A 17,222-nucleotide genomic window follows, 5' to 3' on the forward strand; every position below is an offset into this window, starting at 1 on the left:
GTGCCTAATAAAAGAATTATAACCTTGTATATGGATCCCCAATACTTATGACCAGTCAACCTATCCGCATTGCAACACGTAAAAGCCCACTGGCTATGTGGCAAGCAGAATTCGTAAAAGCAGAGTTAGAGCAAGCACATCCAGGTATTGTTGTTGAACTTGTCCCAATGGTGACAAAAGGCGACATCATCCTAGACACTCCACTGGCAAAAGTGGGTGGTAAAGGTCTATTTGTAAAAGAATTAGAAGTAGCAATGCTTGAAGGCCGCGCTGATATCGCGGTGCATTCAATGAAAGATGTACCTGTCGAGTTTCCTGAAGGCCTTGGCCTAGTGACCATCTGTGAGCGTGAAGATCCACGTGATGCATTTGTGTCAAATAAATACAACAACATTGACGAACTACCACAAGGTGCCATTGTTGGTACATCGAGCTTACGTCGTCAATGTCAGATCCGAGCACAACGCCCTGATCTTATCGTTAATGATCTGCGTGGTAATGTGAATACACGCCTACGTAAACTCGATGATGGCGAATACGATGCCATTATCTTAGCCTGTGCTGGTCTTAAGCGTTTGAAAATGGACGATCGCATCCGTAGCGAAATAGCCCCAGAAACAAGCCTACCAGCAGTTGGTCAAGGCGCTGTAGGTATCGAATGTCGTTTAGATGATACCCGTGTACGTCAGTTGCTTGATGCACTTAACCACCAACCAACGGCGACACGTGTTTTGTGTGAGCGTGCGATGAATAACCGTCTACAAGGTGGTTGTCAGGTACCAATCGGTAGTTATGCTCTACTAGAAGGTGATGAAATTTGGCTACGTGCCCTTGTCGGTGAGCCTGACGGTAGCAAGATTGTTCGTGCAGAAATTCGCGGTCCTATTGCACAAGCTGAGCAGCTAGGTACAACCCTTGCCGATCAACTTCTTGCAGATGGCGCAAAAGAGATCTTAGATCGCCTATACGGTAACGCATAATGACAGTGCTGATCACCCGCCCAGCTCCCGATTGTTATCAATTGGCTGAGCAACTGAATGCTACGGCGATCAGCGCGCTTGCCCAACCCCTGTTAACCTTAAAAGTCGGTGATGGACTTCCATCATTATTGCGACAACTCAATGAATTAACTGCTGGTGACTATATTATTGCAGTCAGCCATCATGCGGTGGCATTTGCGCACGATTACTTGATATCACAAGGTGCAGCATGGCCAAAAAACGTGCATTATATAGCAGTTGGCCATAAAACTGCCGCAACTTTGACAAAGTTAAGTGGTCAACAAGTATCATCACCAGCACATCGCTGTGATAGCGAAGGCTTACTCGCCTTACCCGAACTGGCTAATATGGCTGGTCGTAATGTCCTTATCTTACGCGGTAATGGTGGTAGAGAGTTGATCCATCAGGCACTAACAGCACGTCAGGCCGTAGTTAACTATTGCGAAACTTATCAGCGATGTTGGCTGGATCTCGATGGCGAGAAGTTAATACAACAGTGGCAACATCAACATGTGGATACTCTGGTGATCACCAGTGCCGAGCAACTGGTTTTTTTAACTCAGAAGATCCCAACCCAACATTTGACTTGGTTTTTCCATTGCCACCTTCTCGTCCCAAGTCAAAGAGTGGCAGAGCAAGCAGCAACGCTTGGCTTTGTGAATATTTCCACCGTGGGCAGTGCTTCTAATCACGCACTGTTCACGTTCCTAAGCAACTTTAGCTAAACGGAATAATTAGGATGACAGACAAATCTAACAACAATAAAGCAGCGGAACAGTCAAAGCAGGACAAACCAACCAGCGCACAAACTGCAGCGCCTGCTAAAGACTCATCAACAACAACCAATCCAACAAAAGCACCTGTAAAAGCTGACAAAGCAGAAAAAAAATCAGGTAGCAAAACCGGTTGGGTTGCGATTGCATTAGTTCTCGCGCTAGGTGGTGGTCTGTACTACCACGGTCATCAGCAAGGATTGCAGCAGCAACAGCATATTGATGCGCTACAACAGCAAATTGCTGGTATGAAAGCCGCTATGCAAAACGAACAAAAAGAAACGATCGGTATGATAAACGGTGGTTTCCGCAGTACTGAAGCAAGCTTTAACCAGCAGCAAAAATCCATTGATGCACTACAAACTACAGTCGCTGAGCTAAAAGGTAATAATCCTAACGATTGGCTACTGGCTGAAGCTGACTACTTAGTGAAAATGGCTGGCCGTAAACTATGGCTTGAGCATGATGTAACCAGTGCAACCCTGCTACTTGAAGCCGCTGATCATCGCATTGCAGAGCTTAACGATCCAAGCTTGAAGAATCTTCGTCAAGCAATGAGCAACGACATCACTACACTGAAATCATTAACAACAGTTGATCGTGATGGTCTAGTACTGCGCTTAACAAGCTTAGAAAATACGGTTGATTCACTACCACTTGCTAATGCTATCTTGCCGAAAGCAGAATCTGAAGAGCAAGCGAAAACAGTAAGCCAATCGGTTGATGATTGGAAAACAAACCTAATGACATCGCTGAAAAACTTTGGCGATCACTTCATTACTTACCGTAAGCGTGATGGCAACGTAGTACCACTACTATCACCTAAACAAGATTTCTACTTACAGCAAAACATCAAAAATAAGCTAGAGACAGCGATCAATGCGGTTTACCGTGAGCAAGGTGAGGTTTACAAGATTTCGCTAGAAACAGCGAAGAAGTGGGCTGAGCAATACTACGATATGTCATCGCCTCTGACACAAAACTTCATCAAGAGCCTTGATCAACTCGCGCAACAGCAAATCACGGTGAACTACCCTGAGCAACTGCAATCTCAGCCAATGATCACTAAATTAGTGAACCAAGTGCTACGTAATAAGATGGCAACCATTGGTGATACAGCACAACCGGTTAAACAAACGAAACCTGCGGTAAAGCCAGCACCAACAGCGCAAAAGCCTGCGGCAGAACAGCCAGCTCAAGCTAAGCTGGAAACCACAGTAACTCAGCCAGCTGAAACGAAGAACCCAGGTGAGAACAAAGCGAAGGTAACCTACAGCACGGAAACCACAGTGGAGGCCAAATAATGATCAAATTATTGTTATTGGTTATCGCACTGATCGCCGGCATCGTGGTAGGTCCTGAGCTTGCAGGTAACCAAGGTTATGTTCTCATTTCAGCTGCAAACCAAACCATTGAAATGAGTTTAACAACGCTGATCATTTTGATTGTGGCGTTATTTGCAGTGTTCTTACTGCTTGAGTTCATTCTAAAACGTCTGTTCTCACTTGGTAGCTCAACCCGCGGCTGGTTCAGTGGTCGTAAAGTACGTAAAGCGCGTATCCAAACCTCAGAAGGCTTATTGAAAGTCACTGAAGGTAACTGGAAACCTGCAGAGAAGTTATTGGCAAAATCAGCTAAATACAGCGATGCACCATTGCTTAACTACCTAGCAGCCGCAGAAGCAGCACAAGGCTTAGGTAAAACAGAACAACGTGATGAGTACCTAAAACAGGCTGCGGAATTAGATAGTCAAAACCTAGCAGTGGCATTAACCCGTGCCAAGCTTCAAATTCGCCAACAACAATTTGAGCAAGCACTAGCAACTCTGCAAGAAGTCCAACAAGAGCACGCTCGTAATCCTATCGTGCTAGGTCTACTGCAAGAGTGCTACTTAAAGCTTGAAGATTGGAAATCGCTACTCACTTTGATCCCTCAGCTTACTAAAGCAGGCGTGATCACCGCAGAAGAAGCTGCTGCTCTTGATGAGCAAGCGCAATGCGGTCAAATGCAGTACCTTGGTCAACAAAATGGTACTGATGGTTTAGTGGGTTACTGGAACAACATGGGTCGTAAAGACAAACAGAATCCAGCACTCGTGGCATGCTTCATCAAGCAAATGATGGCTCGTCATGCCGATAACGATGCTTACCCTGTTCTTCGTGATGCGCTGAAGAAGAGCCAAGATGAGCGTTTGATCAGCCTTGTGCCTCAGCTAAACTTGCCAGATCGCCACCCTGCAATTGTGAAGTTACAAGAGTTACTACGCCATGACGGTAACAATGCAGCGACACACAGTGCGCTTGGTCAGATGTTAATGGCTGAAGGTAACTGGCAAGAAGCCAAAGATCATTTTGAAAAAGCTGTCGCAGTACGTCCTGACATGACTGACTACGCTCACCTAGTGGCAACACTTGAGCAGTTGGATGACAAACAAGGCGCCGCAGCCGCTTCTCGCCAAGCATTAGAATTAGCTCAACCAAGCAAATAAGCTTCACTAGCTAACATTAAAAAAGCGTCCGAAATGGACGCTTTTTTTTCGCCAAATCAAAGATAAGTAACATTTTTAATAATTAAATGTTTCTATATGTAAACAGCCATTTCAAGGTATATCTATCCCATTGTGATAATTGCTTAAAAACGCTTCAATAGAATCTCCATTTCCTTAACATTTGGATAACTAAGCTATGGATATGCTTCCTTGGTTAATTGTTTCAGGTATCGTGATTTCAGTAATTGTATGCGTAATGACCGCTGTACTAATTAAAAACGCTGACTAATATACGAAGCCATAAAAAAAGCCTCCCAGAATGGAGGCTTTTTTGTTAGATCTGAATTTATAATCCCAGCGATTTTTTGGCTTTCTTTAGCTGCTTTTCAAACTTTTTCACGGTTTTCGCCGCTTTTTTTAACTGCTTATTTTTCTTCTTCGCTAACTTCTTCAGTTTTTTCGCTTGCTTTAGCTTTAAGCCATCAGGCTCTAAGGCTTCCTCTGCAATCACAGATACCATTTCAATATGACTTTGCCCGACAGCCGTCGGTGCTGGCAAATTATGAATATTAGGCGCTGTGATAGCCGTAGGCTGAGAAGCTGGCGGCACAGCAAGCTTTGCAATACGACGAGGAGCAGCCTTTACTGCGCTAGTCAGACGGCTAGGTTTACACAAATACTCTTTATCACTCGCCACACGGGTACAACTGGCACACATGTAATTTGGCTCGCTCACAATCTTACTGATAGTTGCAAACTGATCGGCAATTTCTGCTCGGCGATATTTACATAAGGTCTTAGCCATGAATGCTCCTCTAGCCAACAACGAACCTTTTCATCAACATTAAACGATAATGATTCGTAATACCAGTGATGCATTGCGATTATATTTGCCCTATTTGTAACTATTTATTGGTAACAATCACTTAGGCTTTCATTGCTGCTTTTACGTAAATATCAAAGCGGTTTTTCTTGGTCTCAATTGCCATTGAAGGTTTCGCTTGAGCGAGAAACTCAGCATAATCTGGGCGTTTCACTACCACTCGTTTAGTGGCTAGCGCATAAGCCGGCTCAAATAAACCATCGGCATCTAAATCTGCACCTACTAAGGTTTGGAAAACGCGCATTTCTTTTTTCACTAACGCTGATTTTTTCTTATGCGGATACATAGGATCAAGGTACACCACATCTGGTGCTACAAAATCTGGATCTTCAGCAAGGTTCACCAAAGCATCATGGCTAGAAGCATGTAATAGCTGCATACGCTCACTAACCCATGAGCCAATTTCAGGATCGGCTTTTGCGCGCATCAAACCATCATCAAGCAATGCGGCGACCACAGGATGACGCTCGACTAACTGAACCTTACAACCCAGTGTTGCTAACACAAATGCATCACGACCAAGCCCTGCTGTGGCATCAAGCACGGTAGGATTCACTCCACCTTTTAAGCCAACCGCTTTCGCAATTGCCTGACCTCGACCACCACCAAATTTGCGACGGTGTGCCACTGCGCCACTGACTAAATCAACAAATACTGCGCCAAGTTTTGGCTCATCTAACTTACGAAGCTCTAACTGCTGAGCGGTTAGCACTAACGCAAAACAGCTATTTTCATCATGGCTTAACCCCCAACGTGAGGCTAATTGATCTAACTCAGACTGACGTTCAGGAACTTCACAAACTAAGGCAAGCTGCACAGCATTCTCCGGTATAAAAGCAACATCTGGATGTGAACACACACCCGATCATAAGGCGCGGATTATAGCACTACAATTGTACCTTTGCTCTGGTATCACACCATCAGATAAGTATAAGATACGCCAACAAACCCCGATTTTCTGCGTAGTGAAAGGAACGATTATGACGCCATCCATTCGTATCGATGATTTAGATCGCGATATTCTTAATGCCTTAATGAATGACGCCCGTATTCCTTACGCTGAAATGGCGAAACGCTTTAACGTAAGCCCTGCCACTGTACATGTGCGAGTTGAGAAAATGCGCGCAGCGGAAATCATCACCGGAACCGAGGTGATCATAAACCCGAAATTATTGGGCTATGATGTTTGCTGCTTTATTGGCATTAACTTAAATGCTGCCCGTGATTATCACTCAGCCCTTGCCAAGCTAAATGAGTTAGATGAAGTGGTTGAAGCCTATTACACCACTGGAGCTTATAACATCTTCGTTAAATTGATGTGCCGCTCAATTGAAGAGTTACAGTATGTGCTTATTGATAAGCTGCAAGCGATTGATGAAGTGCAATCCACTGAGACCCTTATCTCACTGCAAAACCCGATCAACCGTAATGTGAAGCCATAAAAAACAGCTTTCAAACGACAATAAAAAAGCGAGCAAAGCTCGCTTTTTGTGTATTTGGAATATCGCTTATTCAGGCTTTTGCGTTAGACATTCGCCACGTGCTGCGCCTTCTTGTGCTAACCACTCAGCGACTGTTTTCGCAAAGTAGGTTAGGATACCATCCGCACCTGCACGCTTAAAGCACAGTAGTGATTCCATAATGGTTTCACGCTCTTTAAGCCAGCCATTTTGAATCGCTGCCATGTGCATCGCATACTCGCCAGACACTTGGTAAGCATAGGTTGGTACTTGCAGCTCACTCTTCACACGACGAACCACATCAAGGTAAGGCATACCTGGTTTCACCATCACCATGTCAGCGCCTTCATTGATATCCATTGCCACTTCTTGCAATGCTTCATCGCTGTTTGCCGGATCCATTTGGTAAGTCTTCTTATCGCCACCTTTTAGGTTGCCAGAAGAGCCAACAGCATCACGGAAAGGACCGTAGTAGTTCGAAGCGTATTTCGCAGAGTACGCCATGATTTGGGTATTAATGTGACCCGCTTCTTCTAATGCTTCACGAATCGCACCAATACGACCATCCATCATATCTGATGGTGCAACCACATCGGCACCTGCTTCTGCGTGTGACAATGCTTGCTTGATCAAAACTTCTGTCGTGATGTCGTTTAGCACGTAACCTTCATCATCGATGATGCCGTCTTGACCGTGAATGGTGAACGGATCAAGAGCGATATCGGTGATCACGCCAAGCTCTGGCACATGCGTTTTCAGCGCGCGCACTGCCGTTTGTACTAAACCTTCAGGGTTGTAAGCTTCTTCTGCTAACTCTGATTTAAAATCTTGTGAAACCACAGGAAAAAGTGCAATCGCAGGAATGCCTAACTTAGCAAGGTATGCCGCTTCTTCCAGTAGCAGATCAATCGATAGACGCTCAACACCCGGCATCGACTCTACCGTTTCACGACGATTTTTACCCATCAACACAAACATTGGATAAATCAAATCATTCACTGATAGTTGATTTTCCGCCATCAAACGACGGCTAAAGTCATGCTTACGCATACGACGCATACGACGACCAGGAAACGCACCTTGAATAGATACTGACACGACAAACTCCTCGCTAAAAAATAGGATTAGATAATATCACTCAGACTGACGAATGTGGCTTAAATCGAAAAAAAAGCCTGACTATTAACATAAGACTGCGCAATGACTTGCTCTGCGGTTTCACCACGACACTCAGCGATCACGGCAGCAATATGTGGTAAAAACTTTGGCTCATTACGACTCGATTTTGGTTTCGGACGATAGTCTCGTGGGAGCAGGTACGGACAGTCGGTTTCTATCATTAAACGGCTTGCAGGAATATGGCGTACGACTTCGCGTAGCTCTTGTCCTCGGCGCTCATCACATACCCAGCCAGTAACCCCTATGTGTAAATCAAGATCTAAGCATTCCTTTAGCTCTTGCTCAGAGCCTGTAAAGCAATGCAGTACTGCCGCAGGTAATTTATCTCGCCAAGGCGTCAAGATTTCAATAAAACGTTCATGGGCATCACGGCAATGCATAAAGACTGGCATGTTCAGCTCAGCCGCTAAAGCCAGTTGCGCTTCAAAGACTGCTTCTTGCTGTGGACGAGGGGAAAAGTCACGGTTGAAATCAAGCCCACACTCGCCAATCGCCACCACTTCAAGTTTTGCCGCTAAAGCACGAATATCGGGTAGCGACAGATCAGTCACTGATTTTGCATCATGAGGATGAACCCCTGCGGTTGAATAACAGTAATGCGGCCATTGCTGCGCCATTTGTTGTGCCTCAATGCTCTCTTCAATACTGGTGCCCGTAATAATTAAATGCTTCACACCCGCTGCTTGAGCTCGCGTGATCACGTCCGCACGATCTTTATCAAAACGGTTATTTGTTAAGTTCACACCAATATCTATCATCTGTTTATCCATTCTCTGCGCAGCAATATCTACAAGCTCAGTATATAGAGCCTGTTCGCTTTGTACCAAACCCATATTTTAGATATAAAAAAACCGACGATTAGGTCGGTTTTTTTCATCATCACATAGTACTAAGTACTATTTACTGTTGCTCTTCGTGCTCTTCCGTATCATCCAGCTCATCATGATCACGTACATAGAAACGTGAGAAGAATAAGCCAACTTCAAACAATAAACACATAGGTACAGCCAACAAGGTCTGAGAAACAATATCAGGCGGTGTTAACAGCATACCAACGACAAACGCACCTACGATAATGTAAGGACGTTTGCTACGTAGAGATTCAGGATCGGTTGCACCGGTCCAACACAACAGAATAATCGCCACTGGAATTTCAAAAGCGATACCAAACGCCATAAATAGCGCCAGAACGAAGTCCAGATAATTTGCGATGTCTGTTGCCACCTCTACCCCTTGTGGGGCAACGCTGGTAAAGAACTTAAAGACCAATGGGAACACAACGTAGTAGGCAAACGCGACACCTGCGTAAAACAGCAATGAGCTGGAAAACAGCAGTGGCATAATCAGCTTACGTTCGTGCTTGTACAAACCTGGCGCAACAAACGCCCAAACTTGGTACAAAATCATTGGCACAGCAATAAACACTGAGGTAACTAAAGTCAGTTTTATCGGTGTAAAGAACGGCGACGCCACATCTGTTGCAATCATGGTCGCACCAGCAGGCATACGCTCTACTAATGGTGCAGCTAAGAAGGCATAGATATCATTGGCAAACCAAACTAAACACAGAAAAACCACCAGCACGCTCAACATAGAACGCAGTAGTCGCGTACGTAGTTCAAGTAAATGACTAAATAGCGGCTGCGTATCTTCGACGGTCGACATAGTGATGTAATTTATTCCTGCTTGTGTGAAGTCGTTGCTGAGGTTTGCTCGCTTTTATCAGCATAAGGGCGCTGAACATCTGAAGCCGCTTTTTTAAGCTCATCCACAGAGTCTTGCAATTCCGGCGCTAAGTCCTTCATCCCCATTTGCTCGGCTTTTTTCAGATTCGCCTGCAATTCCTGAATTTTCAGTTCTTGCGATAGTTCATCTTTAACCGAGTTTGCCATATTACGAGCAGCACCTATCCACTGCGACACTGTACGTATCGCAACGGGTAGACGTTCCGGCCCCAGTACTACTAATCCCACCACGGAGATCAGTACTAACTCCCAGAACCCGATATCAAACACGTGTTAAACCTGCTCTTTGTCTTTTTGACTAGTTGTAGTCTGATCCGCTGGCTTTTTCTCGTCAGCAATTTTCTTTTGCTCGAAGTCAGCATCGTTGTTGTCTGACTCTTTTTTCGCAGCAGGTGCAGCTTCATCATCGCTGATTGCTTTTTTGAAGCCTTTTACTGCAGAACCTAGGTCACCACCTAGAGTACGAAGTTTCTTCGTTCCGAACAGAAGAACAATGATCAGGGCAATAATTAATAATTGCCAGATACTGATACCACCCATGCTTGTTTTACCTCAGCTTTATGTGGTTAATAACGAAAGTGCGTTTATCAACGCAACTATAAGTATAGGCGAGAGCCAAACCGATTATTTTCGGCAGGTACGCCATCCTAGTAACCAAAATAAACCACCGACACCGGCAGATACTGCTGGGTAAGTCGCTACTTGATCACCAAAGAGTATTGCAGCGCACACCATAAAAGTGGCGCCGATACCAAAATAGAACCTTGCCTGGTTATGAGTGCGTCTATTCTCCATGAAATTATCATAGAGTTTATCGATCCGCTGATTCATTACCTTGCCTTGGCGCAAGCTGTCATAAAGTAATTCTGGCAGTTCAGGCAATTTTTCAGCCCAAAATGGTGCTTTACTTTTTACCGCTTCAATAATGGCTTGTGGGCCAACTTGACGCGACATCCAGTTTTCCAAGAACGGCTTGGCTGTTGCCCACAAATCAAGTTGTGGATACAACTGGCGTCCTAAGCCTTCAACATACAACAAGGTCTTTTGTAATAGGACCAGTTGTGGTTGCACTTCCATATTAAAACGGCGAGCAGTATTAAACAGGTTTAACAACACATGACCGAATGAAATTTCGCACAGTGGCTTCTCAAAAATAGGCTCACACACAGTACGAATTGCAAATTCAAACTCATCCACATTGGTATCATGTGGAACCCAGCCTGAATCGACGTGTAATTCTGCAACCTTACGATAATCGCGATTAAAAAAAGCCAATAAATTTTCAGCCAAATAACGCTTATCTTCTCGGTTTAACGTCCCCACAATGCCACAATCTAACGCGATCCATTGGGGATTTTCCGGGTGCTCATAAGAGACAAAAATATTACCCGGATGCATATCAGCATGGAAAAAACTGTCACGAAATACCTGAGTAAAGAAGATATTTACCGCATTTTCAGACAGTAATTTTAAATCCGTGCCGTTCGCTTTTAGCCCCTCAACGTCAGAAACTTGGATACCATAAATACGTTCCATGACAAGAAGATTAATACTGCTGTAATCGGTATAAACTTCCGGTACATACAGTGTGTCATCCCCTTCAAAGTTACGACGGAGTTGAATGCTATTGGCCGCTTCACGCATTAAATCAAGCTCATCGAGCAAGGTTTTTTCGTATTCACGGACCACTTCAACAGGGCGTAGTCGTCTTGCTTCTGGCTGGAGGCGAGAAACTATCTCTGCCATCCTGTACATCAGCTTAATATCAGCCTCAATAATTGGCTTAATATCAGGACGAATGACTTTAAAAACAATTTCTTTGCCGTTTTCTTTTAATGTGCCGGTATGCACTTGAGCAATCGATGCCGAAGCGAGTGCCACTTCATCGAAATCATCAAACCATTGCTCTAACGGCCCACCTAATGCTTGCTCGATAGTACGTTTCGCTAACTTACCATCGAATGGCTCAACTTGATCTTGCAGCAGAGCCAGTTGATCGGCGATATGCGGTGGAAACAAATCGCGACGCGTTGACATCATTTGACCGAATTTGATCCAAACAGGACCTAACTCTTGCAACGCTAAACGTAATCGCTCACCCAGTGGTTTATCTGGATATTCGTTTTTGATCCAAAACAGCGATTTACGAAGTTTCTTTGGAAGTTCAGTGCGCGGATCAACAGGGATAAAGTCATCCAAGCCATAGCGCAGTTGTACTTGAATAATACGGTACAGCCGTTTTATTTCTGAGTAACTCATCATTGCCAATTTATCGCTCAAGTAACTGGTTCAATCGGGCTTCAAAACGGGCTACATCTGATTTCAAGTCATCGACTTGATCGCAGAAATGCATCATTTCTAAAGGCTGTGGTAACAATCGCCATTCCTCAGTGATCACTTCAGCAAGGTCGCGTTGGCGATTTTTAATCCCTTGGCGAATAAATCGACTGCCTGACTTTACACTACTGACTAAAGTATGAGCAACTACATCACCAGTATATTCTGATAACTTGTCCTCAAAATCAGGCTTTAACCCGCTTAACAAACTGGAAAAATGCTGTGCCAGTTGCAGATCACCGTCCAGCGCTAGCTTATCTGCTTTGATCAACTGCGTTAGGTTAGCTTGTTGACGCAATTCTGGTAGAACCGACAGGTTTAATGCTAATTGACAATCAACCTCACCCTCAAATCCTGCCAGCACATCAATTTGATGGCTAAAGACAAAATACATTGTCTTATTAAATTCATTCAGCTTGACGCTGATCACTTTGCCACGTAAACGAGTAAGACGACGCTGACTATCAGCATCATCTTTAATTAATTGATTCAGAGCTGTTTCAACCGCACCGGTAACAAACGCATCTATTGGCATAGGATCCTCAGAACTTATAACCACGGTGCAAGGCAACAATACCGCCCGTTAGGTTGTAGTAACTTGTTTGATCGAAACCTGCTTCATCCATCATTCCTTTCAAGGTTTCTTGATCAGGGTGCATGCGGATAGATTCAGCAAGATAACGGTAACTTTCAGCATCATTAGCAATGATTTCACCCATTTTAGGTAATAGGTGGAATGAATACGCATCGTAGACTTTTGATAATGGCTCTAAAATCGGCTTAGAGAATTCCAATACTAATAAACGACCGCCTGGTTTTAGTACGCGATACATTGAGCGCAGTGCTTTTTCTTTATCTGTTACGTTACGTAAACAGAAGCTGATAGTAATACAGTCAAAGTAATCGTCAGGAAACGGCAGCTCTTCCGCATTAGCTTGAACATATCCCACGTTACCCACAATACCGCTATCACGCAGTTTGCTACGACCAACTTTCAACATTGAGTTGTTGATATCAGCCAAAATAACCTGACCTGTTTCACCCACGATACGTGAGAATTTCGCCGTTAAATCACCGGTACCACCGCCTAAATCCAGTACACGTTGACCTTTACGAACGCCACTACAATCAATGGTGAAGCGTTTCCAAACGCGGTGAATACCCATCGACATCAGATCGTTCATGATGTCGTACTTTGCTGCAACCGAGTGAAAAACCTCAGCAACCATGGTTGCTTTCTCTTCTTTGGCGACGGTACGGAAGCCAAAGTGAGTCGTATCTTGTGTGGTGTCCGTCATGTTCAATCCGTTTATAGATACTGATGACGCTTGGCGTCTACTTACGCAACGTCACCAGTATTAAATTCATTTATTCAACTGGGCTTAGTGTACTTGATGGTTGCTCTTTGCTCAAAGCGCTTTGCCCATCATTATGATAAATCCCCTTCCGAGGACGCGGTAATATGAGAAAAGCCTCGGTATTCCGTCAGGTTAGATTGTGACTTTTCCACCAGCGGAGTACTAATATCACGTTTCACTTCAACCCCTAGCTGTTTAAAGCTTTCCGCTTGGCGGATCACGTTGCCACGGCCTGTTGCCAGTTTATTCATCGCCCCTTGGTAACTTTGATTCGCTTTTTCTAACGACTGCCCCATGGCTTCCATGTCGTTTACAAATAAGCGTAGCTTGTCATAAAGCTTACTGGCACGCTCTGCGATCTCTTTGGCGTTTTGATTCTGTCTTTCATTGCGCCACAAGTTATTAATAGTACGTAATGCCACTAATAACGTTGTTGGACTGACCAGCATAATATTAAGATCCATCGCATCACGAATAAGCGCAGGATCGGCTTCAATCGCGGCTTGAAACGCAGGTTCAACGGGAATAAACATCAACACATAATCAAGGCTACGAATTCCATGCAATTGATGGTAATCCTTTCGGCTTAGCCCTCGCATATGGGCACGCATGGAAGCAACGTGCTCGCTCATGGCAAGCTCTCGCTCGGCAATGGTGTCAGCATTAAAGAAACGCTCATACGCTACCAGTGACATTTTCGCATCCACGACGACGTCTTTTTGTTGTGGTAAATGCACCACTACATCGGGTTGGTAACGCTTACCCTCTTCATTTTCTAAACTAACCTGAGTTTGATACTCATGCCCTTCGCGAAGTCCTGAATCAGAGAGTACCCGAGCCAACACCACTTCGCCCCAGTTACCTTGGGCTTTGTTATCTCCTTTTAAGGCTTGGGTTAAGTTAATGGCTTCTTGTGCCATTTGCTCATTAAGCTGTTTAAGACTGTTGATTTGATGCACCAGCGTATGACGCTCACGAGACTCTTGGGTAAAGTTATCATTAACCTGCTTTTTAAACCCTTCAAGCTGTTCTTTAAGTGGGCTTAAAAGCGTTTCTAAGCTCATCTTATTTTGCTCATCCACGGTTCGTGTTTTTTGCTCAAACAGACGATTAGCTAGACTTTCAAATTGAATACGTAGACGCTCTTCAGCATTTTCTAATAGCTTAATTTTTTCATCCGCGGCTTTTTGCTCTTCAAAATGGCGAGCATCTTGCTCACGCAGATCGGCCTCTAACCCCGCATTCGCTAAGCGGGCATTATCCAGTTGTTCTGATAAGTACTGCTTTTCATTTTGCAGTGCTTCAAAATGGCGCATCTTCTCTAATGCGGCGGCTAAGCGACCATGCATTTGACGAATCTCATGGGTCAGCCTGTCACGATCATCATCAAGCTCTTCCAGCTCTTGGTTACGTTCAGTTAATTGGCTTTGTAGCTGCTGCTCTCGACTTTGTGCCAAACGTGCATCAGATTCTGCTTGTTGCTCAACTAACTGCAAGGTTTGTTCAAATCGCCCTTTATACCAGAATGCGGTGATCACACTGGCAACCGTTGCCCCTAACAATGTTGCTAATGCCGTGATAACGCCACCGCTTAACCATTCTGCCATCGTAAATACTCTATCTTCCTGACGGTTTATTTCTGTTATAAGGCTAAGAGGATACTGGATAAATGTCCAGCTAACGAGCATAACTCGCCATATTTATTCAACAAACAAAGAGATTTGTTTGCAGTCGATCACAAGGTGTTATTGCCCTTGCTATTCTCCTTTATGATCATCTCCTACACTGTTTTCTTTTCACGTTTGCTTAATAATGGAATGTAATGAACGAACGTCTCGCCTTGGGCTATGGCATGGGAGCAGTGTTACTGTGGTCGACTGTCGCAACCGCCTTTAAAATCACTTTAGATTACTTTTCACCCGTACAAATGATGGTGATCGCCAGTACGGTTTCAGCACTGGCACTGATCGCTATTGCTTATTACAAAAAGACACTCCACCTGCTAAAACAAACTTTTATTAAGCGTCCTCTCTATTACCTCACGCTTGGGCTGATAAATCCCTTTGCTTATTACTTAGTACTATTTAAAGCCTACGAATTGCTGCCCGCCTCACAGGCACAGCCCATCAACTACAGTTGGGCGATCACCTTAACCTTAATGGCAGCCATTTTTCTCGGCCAAAAAATTCAACGTAAAGATTGGATTGCTTGCGTACTGGGATATGGCGGTGTGGTGGTGATTGCAACTCAAGGCAATATTGCTGCCTTGAATTTCACCAGTCCATTAGGCGTTGCGTTAGCATTATTTTCGACCCTGTTATGGGCAGGCTATTGGATTTTAAATACTAAAAACACTGCCGATCCAATCCTTGGCTTATTACTGGGCTTTTTAGTTTCACTGCCATTTTCTATCGGCTTGAGTTTGTATCTTGGCGGTTGGCAAAGTGTACCTTGGCAAGGGTGGGCTGCCGTCACTTATGTTGGTTTGTTCGAAATGGGGATCACCTTTGTTTTATGGCTCAATGCCCTACGGTTAACCCGTAATACGGCTAAGATAAGTAACCTGATTTTTATCTCTCCGTTTATCTCTTTATTACTGCTTGCCACCATCATTGGCGAAACCATTCATCCATCTACTTTGATCGGATTAGTGTTGATCATTGCAGGTTTAATCATCCAACAATGGAAAACGAAAAAAGCAGTTACCGTCGAGCCTTAAACGAAAAAAGCCTGTCATCTGACAGGCTTTTTCATCTTTAGAAACTTATTCGTTCACCGTTGCCGAAATAGGATGCCAACGACGCCCAATTTTCGATGCCAGAATGACTAACCCCGGAACCAATAACCACATTTGCAATGTCATCAACATAGGTGACGAAAGATCTAAACGTTGCAGCAAGCTAACCATTACACCGGAGCCACTCATTTGGAACAAACCTAATAGCGCAGCTGCAGTACCAGCGCGATCGCCAAACGGCGCCAACGCCTTACCTGCCGCAGAGCCTAAAACAAATGCAAAACCGAATGAGCACACAAAAATCGGTACCATAAATGCCCATGCTTGTTGTAGCGGGCTTAATACCAACATCATAGCGCCAGCGATCATTAAGACAATCAAACCAGTACGTAATGTACGACGAGTACCAAAGCGATCCATAAACTTAGGCGCAATCATACAAGCAATGATATTGAGTGCCGCATTAATACCAAACCACATTGTAAACTGGTTCATGTCTTGACCAAGGTGATTCATCAACCACACTGGGGCTGATGTGACATAAGCTAAGATCACAGCCATAGCTAACATACATAACGACGCATGAAATAAAAACGTCGGTTCACGTAGCACAGACCAGTAACGACTTAAACTGATGGTTGAACCTGATACATCCGAGTGTGCAGGACGTGTTTCTCTAAACAATGCCACCACAAACAGACCTGCAACTAAAGCAAAGCCCGCCATAAAACTAAAGTTTGAACGCCAGCCAAAATGGTGAGTTAGCCAAGTGCCTAAAAGAGGAGCTAGCGCAGGAATAAAACAAATCGCACCGTTTAAATAGCTGATCATACGACCGCTTTTTTCAGCACCAAAACTATCACGAACCGCCGCAAACGCTGCAACCGAAGTCGCACACGCACCGAAGCCTTGTAGCAAACGTGCCAACAACAACAGATCTAAGCTTTGTGCTAAATACGCCATGGTCGAGCTAAAACCGTAGATCACGATACCGCCTAAGGCGATAGGTCGACGACCAATACGATCCGCTAATGGGCCTGCCAATAACTGCCCTAAGCCCATGCTAAACATGAACCAAGTGACGGTATCTTGCACACGAGTCGGATCAACCTGAAACGTACTTGCCATTGCAGGTAATGCCGGCAAATAAATATCAATCGCTAAAGGGCTAAAGAGGACTAAAGTTACCATTAAGGCAACAAGCCGAGTATCGGCAGAAGGTGAATTCGGTGTTGTCATGCTGCGTTCCTAAAAAATGATC

18 protein-coding genes are annotated in these 17,222 nt (G+C 44.4%); 6 read left to right on the top strand and 12 right to left on the bottom strand.

The genetic code is table 11. From position 1 onward, the window contains the following. The first annotated feature begins 47 nt into the window (after positions 1–47). The 4 genes from hemC to Q7657_RS08320 are packed head-to-tail and all read left to right on the top strand — an operon-like array spanning position 48 to position 4,262. Positions 48–980 carry a hydroxymethylbilane synthase gene (gene hemC / locus Q7657_RS08305; protein WP_107167095.1) on the top strand — a complete coding sequence of 311 codons (933 nt, stop codon included), beginning with the start codon at positions 48–50 and terminating at the stop codon, positions 978–980. Further along, positions 980–1,726 (top strand): uroporphyrinogen-III synthase, encoded by a 747-nt coding sequence (locus Q7657_RS08310; RefSeq protein WP_107167094.1) that lies wholly within the window; start codon positions 980–982, stop codon positions 1,724–1,726. The genes hemC and Q7657_RS08310 overlap by 1 nt, the downstream gene beginning before the upstream one ends. 14 nt (positions 1,727–1,740) lie before the next feature. Continuing rightward, on the top strand, positions 1,741–3,078 hold the full coding sequence (gene hemX, locus Q7657_RS08315; RefSeq protein WP_107167093.1) for a uroporphyrinogen-III C-methyltransferase: 1,338 nt from the start codon (positions 1,741–1,743) through the stop codon (positions 3,076–3,078). Continuing rightward, complete coding sequence (locus tag Q7657_RS08320; RefSeq protein WP_107167092.1) at positions 3,078–4,262, top strand: heme biosynthesis protein HemY; 1,185 nt, start codon at positions 3,078–3,080, stop codon at positions 4,260–4,262. Before hemX ends, Q7657_RS08320 begins: the two co-directional genes overlap by 1 nt. Positions 4,263–4,608: 346 nt before the next feature. Here Q7657_RS08320 and Q7657_RS08325 read toward each other — a convergent pair whose 3' ends face one another. Both Q7657_RS08325 and Q7657_RS08330 read right to left on the bottom strand, forming a co-directional pair. Further along, a complete protein-coding gene (locus tag Q7657_RS08325) occupies positions 4,609–5,067 on the bottom strand; it encodes a hypothetical protein (protein WP_107167091.1) in 459 nt (152 codons plus the stop codon). 121 nt (positions 5,068–5,188) lie between these two features. After that, a complete protein-coding gene (locus Q7657_RS08330) occupies positions 5,189–5,962 on the bottom strand; it encodes a class I SAM-dependent methyltransferase (protein ID WP_107167090.1) in 774 nt (257 codons plus the stop codon). A gap of 163 nt (positions 5,963–6,125) precedes the next feature. Between Q7657_RS08330 and asnC the strand changes: the two genes are divergently transcribed. Further along, complete coding sequence (gene asnC, locus Q7657_RS08335; protein ID WP_008985997.1) at positions 6,126–6,587, top strand: transcriptional regulator AsnC; 462 nt, start codon at positions 6,126–6,128, stop codon at positions 6,585–6,587. A gap of 66 nt (positions 6,588–6,653) precedes the next feature. On the opposite strand, the gene hemB is transcribed toward asnC, so the two are convergent. The 9 genes from hemB to rmuC all read right to left on the bottom strand — a co-directional run bounded on the left by hemB (position 6,654) and on the right by rmuC (position 14,831). Then, a complete protein-coding gene (gene hemB / locus Q7657_RS08340) occupies positions 6,654–7,703 on the bottom strand; it encodes a porphobilinogen synthase (protein WP_008985998.1) in 1,050 nt (349 codons plus the stop codon). Between the two features lie 59 nt (positions 7,704–7,762). Further along, positions 7,763–8,542: a 3'-5' ssDNA/RNA exonuclease TatD gene (gene tatD, locus Q7657_RS08345; protein WP_181319894.1), complete on the bottom strand. Its 780-nt coding sequence runs from the start codon at positions 8,540–8,542 to the stop codon at positions 7,763–7,765. Between the two features lie 142 nt (positions 8,543–8,684). After that, positions 8,685–9,449, bottom strand: coding sequence for a Sec-independent protein translocase subunit TatC (gene tatC / locus Q7657_RS08350; RefSeq protein WP_008986000.1), 765 nt, complete (start codon positions 9,447–9,449; stop codon positions 8,685–8,687). 11 nt (positions 9,450–9,460) lie between these two features. Further along, a complete protein-coding gene (gene tatB / locus Q7657_RS08355; RefSeq protein WP_023931280.1) occupies positions 9,461–9,799 on the bottom strand; it encodes a Sec-independent protein translocase protein TatB in 339 nt (112 codons plus the stop codon). Positions 9,800–9,802: 3 nt separating this feature from the next. Beyond that, positions 9,803–10,069 carry a Sec-independent protein translocase subunit TatA gene (tatA, locus tag Q7657_RS08360; RefSeq protein ID WP_008986002.1) on the bottom strand — a complete coding sequence of 89 codons (267 nt, stop codon included), beginning with the start codon at positions 10,067–10,069 and terminating at the stop codon, positions 9,803–9,805. A gap of 84 nt (positions 10,070–10,153) precedes the next feature. Beyond that, positions 10,154–11,791, bottom strand: coding sequence for a ubiquinone biosynthesis regulatory protein kinase UbiB (gene ubiB, locus Q7657_RS08365; protein WP_179946558.1), 1,638 nt, complete (start codon positions 11,789–11,791; stop codon positions 10,154–10,156). A 7-nt stretch (positions 11,792–11,798) separates the two neighbouring features. After that, positions 11,799–12,401 (bottom strand): ubiquinone biosynthesis accessory factor UbiJ, encoded by a 603-nt coding sequence (locus Q7657_RS08370; protein WP_008986004.1) that lies wholly within the window; start codon positions 12,399–12,401, stop codon positions 11,799–11,801. Positions 12,402–12,408: 7 nt separating this feature from the next. Beyond that, positions 12,409–13,164 carry a bifunctional demethylmenaquinone methyltransferase/2-methoxy-6-polyprenyl-1,4-benzoquinol methylase UbiE gene (gene ubiE, locus Q7657_RS08375; protein ID WP_008986005.1) on the bottom strand — a complete coding sequence of 252 codons (756 nt, stop codon included), beginning with the start codon at positions 13,162–13,164 and terminating at the stop codon, positions 12,409–12,411. Positions 13,165–13,295: 131 nt separating this feature from the next. Beyond that, positions 13,296–14,831 (bottom strand): DNA recombination protein RmuC, encoded by a 1,536-nt coding sequence (gene rmuC / locus Q7657_RS08380; RefSeq protein WP_107167089.1) that lies wholly within the window; start codon positions 14,829–14,831, stop codon positions 13,296–13,298. Between the two features lie 215 nt (positions 14,832–15,046). Between rmuC and Q7657_RS08385 the strand changes: the two genes are divergently transcribed. Further along, on the top strand, positions 15,047–15,943 hold the full coding sequence (locus Q7657_RS08385; protein ID WP_043128555.1) for a DMT family transporter: 897 nt from the start codon (positions 15,047–15,049) through the stop codon (positions 15,941–15,943). A gap of 45 nt (positions 15,944–15,988) precedes the next feature. Here the strand turns inward: Q7657_RS08385 and Q7657_RS08390 are convergent, their stop codons facing one another. Further along, entirely contained in the window at positions 15,989–17,200 is a 1,212-nt protein-coding gene (locus Q7657_RS08390) for a multidrug effflux MFS transporter (RefSeq protein ID WP_107167088.1), read from the bottom strand. Positions 17,201–17,222 lie beyond the last annotated feature (22 nt).

Source organism: Candidatus Photobacterium acropomis (genome assembly GCF_030685555.1).
Taxonomy (GTDB): domain Bacteria; phylum Pseudomonadota; class Gammaproteobacteria; order Enterobacterales; family Vibrionaceae; genus Photobacterium; species Photobacterium lucens.

Excerpts from the sequence above, each read along its gene's own strand:
- Q7657_RS08390 (WP_107167088.1), bottom strand. The coding sequence starts at position 17,200 with ATGACAACACCGAATTCACCTTCTGCCGATACTCGGCTTGTTGCCTTA.
- ubiB (WP_179946558.1), bottom strand. The coding sequence starts at position 11,791 with ATGATGAGTTACTCAGAAATAAAACGGCTGTACCGTATTATTCAAGTA.
- Q7657_RS08310 (WP_107167094.1), top strand. The coding sequence starts at position 980 with ATGACAGTGCTGATCACCCGCCCAGCTCCCGATTGTTATCAATTGGCT.
- tatC (WP_008986000.1), bottom strand. The coding sequence starts at position 9,449 with ATGTCGACCGTCGAAGATACGCAGCCGCTATTTAGTCATTTACTTGAA.
- tatD (WP_181319894.1), bottom strand. The coding sequence starts at position 8,542 with ATGATAGATATTGGTGTGAACTTAACAAATAACCGTTTTGATAAAGAT.
- asnC (WP_008985997.1), top strand. The coding sequence starts at position 6,126 with ATGACGCCATCCATTCGTATCGATGATTTAGATCGCGATATTCTTAAT.
- hemX (WP_107167093.1), top strand. The coding sequence starts at position 1,741 with ATGACAGACAAATCTAACAACAATAAAGCAGCGGAACAGTCAAAGCAG.
- tatA (WP_008986002.1), bottom strand. The coding sequence starts at position 10,069 with ATGGGTGGTATCAGTATCTGGCAATTATTAATTATTGCCCTGATCATT.
- Q7657_RS08385 (WP_043128555.1), top strand. The coding sequence starts at position 15,047 with ATGAACGAACGTCTCGCCTTGGGCTATGGCATGGGAGCAGTGTTACTG.
- rmuC (WP_107167089.1), bottom strand. The coding sequence starts at position 14,831 with ATGGCAGAATGGTTAAGCGGTGGCGTTATCACGGCATTAGCAACATTG.
- Q7657_RS08325 (WP_107167091.1), bottom strand. The coding sequence starts at position 5,067 with ATGGCTAAGACCTTATGTAAATATCGCCGAGCAGAAATTGCCGATCAG.
- Q7657_RS08370 (WP_008986004.1), bottom strand. The coding sequence starts at position 12,401 with ATGCCAATAGATGCGTTTGTTACCGGTGCGGTTGAAACAGCTCTGAAT.
- ubiE (WP_008986005.1), bottom strand. The coding sequence starts at position 13,164 with ATGACGGACACCACACAAGATACGACTCACTTTGGCTTCCGTACCGTC.
- Q7657_RS08320 (WP_107167092.1), top strand. The coding sequence starts at position 3,078 with ATGATCAAATTATTGTTATTGGTTATCGCACTGATCGCCGGCATCGTG.
- hemC (WP_107167095.1), top strand. The coding sequence starts at position 48 with ATGACCAGTCAACCTATCCGCATTGCAACACGTAAAAGCCCACTGGCT.